Genomic DNA, 5,404 nt, shown 5'->3' with positions numbered 1-5,404 from the left:
TAGAATCTGCAGCCTGCCGCGCTCGTGCGGTGGAAATCTGTCAGATATTGAGATGTACGAAAAACAATACATAAGGGGAGGCGTAAGCCGCGCATGGCGTGCTTGTGCCCTGACTTTCCTTGCGCTGTCGGTTCACTCGGGGCTATGTGCTGCTGTTGTTGATCCTGCCCAAGATGCAGCGGTGCAGGAGCAAGTAAGGCAGCAACAGCGGGACGAAGCCTTGCGCAAGCAGCAACAATCGTCGCCAGATGTGCGCTTACCCATCGCAGGCATGCAAGCGGCAAAAGATCTTTTGCCAAAAAGCGAAACACCATGCTTCAGCATTCAACGCCTTGAACTGACAGGGCAGGATGCTGAGCGATTTCAGTGGGCACTCGGTGCAGCTGATCGCGGTGCTCAGCAACAAGATGACTCCGTCGCGGGACGTTGCTTGGGGGCCGAGGGACTCAACATTGCCATTACGCGCGTTCAAAACGCCATCATCGAGCGGGGCTATGTCACCACCCGCGTGATGGCTGCCCCACAGAACTTGGCAGGCGGCACCTTGACCCTGTCTGTAGTTCCTGGGCGAGTCCATGCCATTAGGCTGGCTCCCGGCGTCTCTGTATCTCGCGCAACACTTTGGAATGCGTTGCCGCTCAAGGCTGGCGACATCCTAAATTTGCGAGATATCGAGCAGGGCCTGGAAAACCTGGAGCGTGTGCCAACTGTCCAAGCGGACGTGCAGATCGTTCCCGCTGAAGGCTTCGACGCCAAGCCAGGAGAAAGTGACCTGGTGATCCAATGGGTACAGAGTAAGGTGTATCGCATCACCGCTTCGGTGGACGATGCGGGCAGCAAGACTACCGGCAGGTATCAGGGCGGGTTGACTTTATCGTACGACCACTGGTGGACGCTCAATGACCTGTTCTATGTGAACTTTGGGCATGACCTGGGTGGTGGCGATGCAGGTAATCGAGGCACACACAGCCAGGCGCTTCATTACTCAGTGCCATTCGGCTACTGGCAATTGGCTTGGAACACCAGCGATAGCGCTTACCGGCAGGCTGTTGCGGGGGCAAACCAAACCTATCTGTATAGCGGGGAAAGCAGCAGCAGCGATTTAAGGCTATCTCGCATGATCTATCGCGATGCAATCAACAAGTCCTCTATGTACATCGGTGGCTGGGTGCGTTCATCCAGCAACTGCGTTGATGATACGGAGGTGCAGGTTCAGCGCCGTCAGATGGCTGGCTGGCAAATTGGTGTCTCGCACAAAGTATTGCTACCGCAAGCTACCGTTGACGCGAATGTGGCCTATCGGCAAGGGACTGGCGCTATGGGTTCTATCCCTGCGCCAGAGGAGGCTTTTGGTGAGGGTACATCGCGACCCCGATTGGTCACGGCCGATTTGCAGCTTGCTCGGCCATTCAAGGTCGGGGATGCAACATGGCGCTACACCGCTGCATTGCGGGGCCAGTGGAACCGAACGCCTTTGATTCCTCAAGACCGCTTTGCCATTGGAGGGCGTTACACGGTCAGAGGGTTTGACGGTGAGCTGACGTTGTCTGCGGAGCGAGGCTGGGTGTGGCGCAATGACTTGGCTGTTGGGTTAGGGCACAGCGGGCAGGAGCTCTACGTTGGTCTTGACCACGGTCAGGTGGCTGGCAATGCAACTGCGTCTCTAGTGGGCAACAAATTGACCGGCGCTGCATTGGGGATGCGAGGCGCCTATCAGGGTCTGAGTTACGACGTGTTCTGGAGTTGGCCTTTGTACATGCCTGAGGCGTTCCAGACGGTTTCAAGCAGCGGTGGCTTCAGCTTGACCTGGTCCTATTAAAACGGCAAACCATGCAAATAGATGGATTCGACATCATTGCGCCAGGTTTGTCACCAGAACCTTGGAGCCAAGCACAAGCCTTGGGATGTGTGACGTGGCTGTGGATGCACTCCGCAGCGCACCGTGATACACCACTTCATGGATTGCCGACGTTATTGATGCCTGCGCTGTTGAGCCGCCAGTTCGTCGTGGCAACGCTATCTGACCGTCCGATCTTCTACATGTCTTGGGCAATGTTGAGTGAAGAAGCCGAAGGGCGTTATCTACGCAATTCCCCCATCCTGATGCCTCAGGCAGATTGGACTAGTGGCGATCGGATGTGGATTACCGACTGGGTGGCGCCATTTGGTCACACCAGCCAAATGAGCAAGATGATCCTGAGGCAATTGATGCCGCACAGCTGTATGCGTTCATTGAATCACCATGGCGGCGATCCTGAACGTGAAGGGTTGCGCGTCAATACGTTTCGGGGACGTCTGGTATCGAGACGTGATGCACGAGAGTGGTGGCAAGCCAGACCTTTGGCCACGAACATAGAAACAAGCCCACATCAGCAAGAGCAAAGCGTCACAGCTTTGGGGCAAAAAATTGCAGGGACACCATGAATAAGCACCATCATCGTATCGTCTTCAACAAGGCCCGAGGCTTGCTCATGGCTGTCGCAGAAACCGCAGCCAGTCAAGGTGGTGGACACGGTCAGTCGCGGGGCGTGGCAGTCCGTGAAGGTGGCTCTGGCGCGCAAAGTCGACAAGGCTTACTTTTCAGCAGATTTCAAGCACACCTGATGTTGGCCTGGGGGGCGATACTCGCCTTGCCGTCAGCGATTGTTCAGGCCCAAGTCGTGGTTGATGCCCGAGCCCCAGGTAGCCAGCAGCCTACTGTTACCAACACGGGCTCTAACAATGTCCCACTGATTAACATTCAGACGCCCAGTTCGGCGGGCGTTTCGCGCAACACATACAGTCAACTGGATGTTCGCACCAATGGCGTTATTTTCAACAATGCGCGTACCAACGTATTGACCCAATTGGGTGGTTGGGTGCCCGGTAACCCATGGCTCGCAGCGGGCAGCGCACGTGTGATCCTTAATGAAGTGACTTCAGGCAACCCCAGTCAGTTGGCTGGCTTCATGGAGGTAGCTGGTCAACGGGCCCAGGTCATTGTGGCCAATCCGGCAGGCATTAGCTGTGATGGGTGCGGGTTCATTAACGCCAGCCGAGGCACGCTGACCACTGGGACGCCGCTCATCAGCAACGGTAGCCTGGACGGTTACCGTGTCACCGGTGGGCTCATCGAGATCACTGGTGCTGGCCTGCAAGGCCAAAGCACGGATTACACCGACCTCATCAGCCGAGCCGTCAAAGTGAATGCTGGCATATGGGCGCAGCAGTTGCAGGTCACGACGGGTGTCAATCAGGTTGGCGCAGATCAAACCGTCGTCACGCCGCTGAGCGCCAATCAAGCGTCGGGCGATACACCTGTGTTTGCCCTGGATACGTCCCAACTGGGTGGCATGTACGCCGGCAAGATTGTGCTGGTGGGGACCGAAGCTGGTGTTGGCATGCGCAATGCCGGGCAAATCAGCGCCACATCGGGTTCGCTTACCCTGACCCACGATGGGCAACTGATCAATACCGGTTCATTGCAAGCGAGCGCCGCGTTGAGCGTGCGTAGCGCCAGCACGGTGGATAACCAAGGGCAGATCGTAGGCCAAAGCACCGCAGTCCAAGCTATCACACTCAACAATACGGGCTTGATAGACGGTCAAAATACGTTGATCACCACTACCTCGCTTAACAACCAGGGCGCTGGCCGCATCTATGGCGACAACCTGGCGATCTCGGCAAGCACCCTGACTCAAACATCTCAGACCAGTGGCAATCAATTGCAGTCACCTGTGATTGCTGCACGCCAACGGGTGGACATCGGTGCGAGCTCCATCCAAAACAATGAGCAGGCTCTGATGTTCAGTTCCGGCGATTTATTTGTCGGTGGCTCGCTGGATGGTAGTCATCGCGCTACTTTGGATGTCTCTGGTCGAGCTGGCACGCTCAACAATGTAGGCGGGCGTATCGAAGCCTTGGGCGGTCTCACACTGAATGTGGGGGCAGTGAACAACAGCAACGCTGGGTTCACCACCCAGGTGGTTGAAACTTCCCGCAGCACGCAACAGGAATACCAACTCTCTGGTTTCTCCAATCGTTGGCAGCCAGCGCAAATTACCTACGTTGTAGGCAGAAATAATGATCGAGAAGTCGACTCCATCAATACGCCAGAGGGTGGTGGCGAAGATTTCAATCGATACGACTACACCAGGGTGGTGACTCAAACCCAGGTGACATCTTCCAAGCCCGCCAACATAGTGGCTGGCGGCAACATGGTGCTGACGGGTGGCACCCTTAACAACACTGACAGTCGCATCTTGGCCGGAGGAACTCTGACGGCCAATGTTGCCCAGGTCAACAATGTGGCCACGCCAGGCGTTAGCACAACCACAGACAATGGCACCGTCACGCATCTCTACCGCATACAACACAAGGGGCGCGACGAGCAAGGCGAGGACGGAGCAGCCTACACCCCACCAGCTGTGATTCAAAGTATCACAGTCAGTCCGCAGGTGATGCAGTCACACACGGCACCATCCAGCGTATCTGGAGCTTCAAGTCAAGCCAGCGTGCCAGGCAATAGTCTGTTCATCACCACACCGTTGAGCAGCACGGCCCCCTTGATCGAAGTAGATCCACGCTTTGCAAACCAGCAGCAGTGGCTCAGTTCTGACTACATGTTGTCGCAGCTGTCTATTGACCCAACTACGGTACAAAAACGCCTTGGGGATGGTTTTTATGAACAGTCGTTGGTGCGAGATCAAGTCGCGCAGTTGACGGGACGTCGCTTCTTGGATGGTTACAGCGGCGATGAGGCTCAGTATCGTGCGCTGATCGATAACGGTGTGACTGTTGCTAGAGCGTTGAACCTTAGGCCCGGCGTGGCCTTGAGCGCAGCGCAGGCAGCGCAACTCACTAGTGACATTGTCTTGCTGGAGACCGCGACGGTTACGCTGGCCAACGGGCAAACTGCTCAGGTGCTCAAGCCGCAGGTTTATCTCAAACCCCGCCAGGGAGATTTGCAAGCCAATGGTGACCTGATGGGAGCTCAGAACCTGAACCTCCAGGTCAGTGGAGATATCGTGACCAGTGGCGGTATTGGCGCACGACAGTTGCTTAGCCTCAGTGCCAACAATATTCGTAACACAGGCGGCAATCTCAATGGACAAAGCGCGAGCCTGCAGGCTACACAAGACGTCGTCAGCGAAGGCGGTCAGATTAACGCTGCAGATCAAATCAACGTACAAGCCGGTCGCGATATCTCGTTAGCCACGACCATAGCCAGTAACGCCAACTCTCAAGGCAGTCGTACCTATACGGACCGGGTTGCCAGCCTGTATGTGAGCGGGGCAGCGGGGCAGTTGTTGCTCAATGCTGCCCGAGACATCAGCTTGCAGGGGGCGCAGGCGTCCAACCAGGGGGGCGGCGGGCAAACGACCCTTGCTGCCGGCCGCAATTTGGGTTTGAGCACTGTTCAAAC

General features: G+C 56.3%; 3 protein-coding genes. All 3 read left to right on the top strand.

What is annotated here, in order from left to right; translation table 11 throughout:
• Positions 1 to 52: 52 nt before the first annotated feature.
• Complete coding sequence (locus EPO09_RS16195; protein WP_367200077.1) at positions 53 to 1,819, top strand: ShlB/FhaC/HecB family hemolysin secretion/activation protein; 1,767 nt, start codon at positions 53 to 55, stop codon at positions 1,817 to 1,819.
• 11 nt (positions 1,820 to 1,830) lie between these two features.
• On the top strand, positions 1,831 to 2,424 hold the full coding sequence (locus EPO09_RS16190) for a toxin-activating lysine-acyltransferase (RefSeq protein WP_290644452.1): 594 nt from the start codon (positions 1,831 to 1,833) through the stop codon (positions 2,422 to 2,424).
• Positions 2,421 to 5,404: filamentous hemagglutinin N-terminal domain-containing protein (locus EPO09_RS16185; RefSeq protein WP_290644450.1), on the top strand; the 2,984-nt coding region annotated here is incomplete at its 3' end. The genes EPO09_RS16190 and EPO09_RS16185, both read left to right, overlap by 4 nt.

Source organism: Aquabacterium sp., from assembly GCF_004297345.1.
GTDB lineage: Bacteria > Pseudomonadota > Gammaproteobacteria > Burkholderiales > Burkholderiaceae_C > Aquabacterium.
Note: the sequence above shows the minus strand (reverse complement) of the source record. Positions and strands in the feature narration are given on the sequence as shown.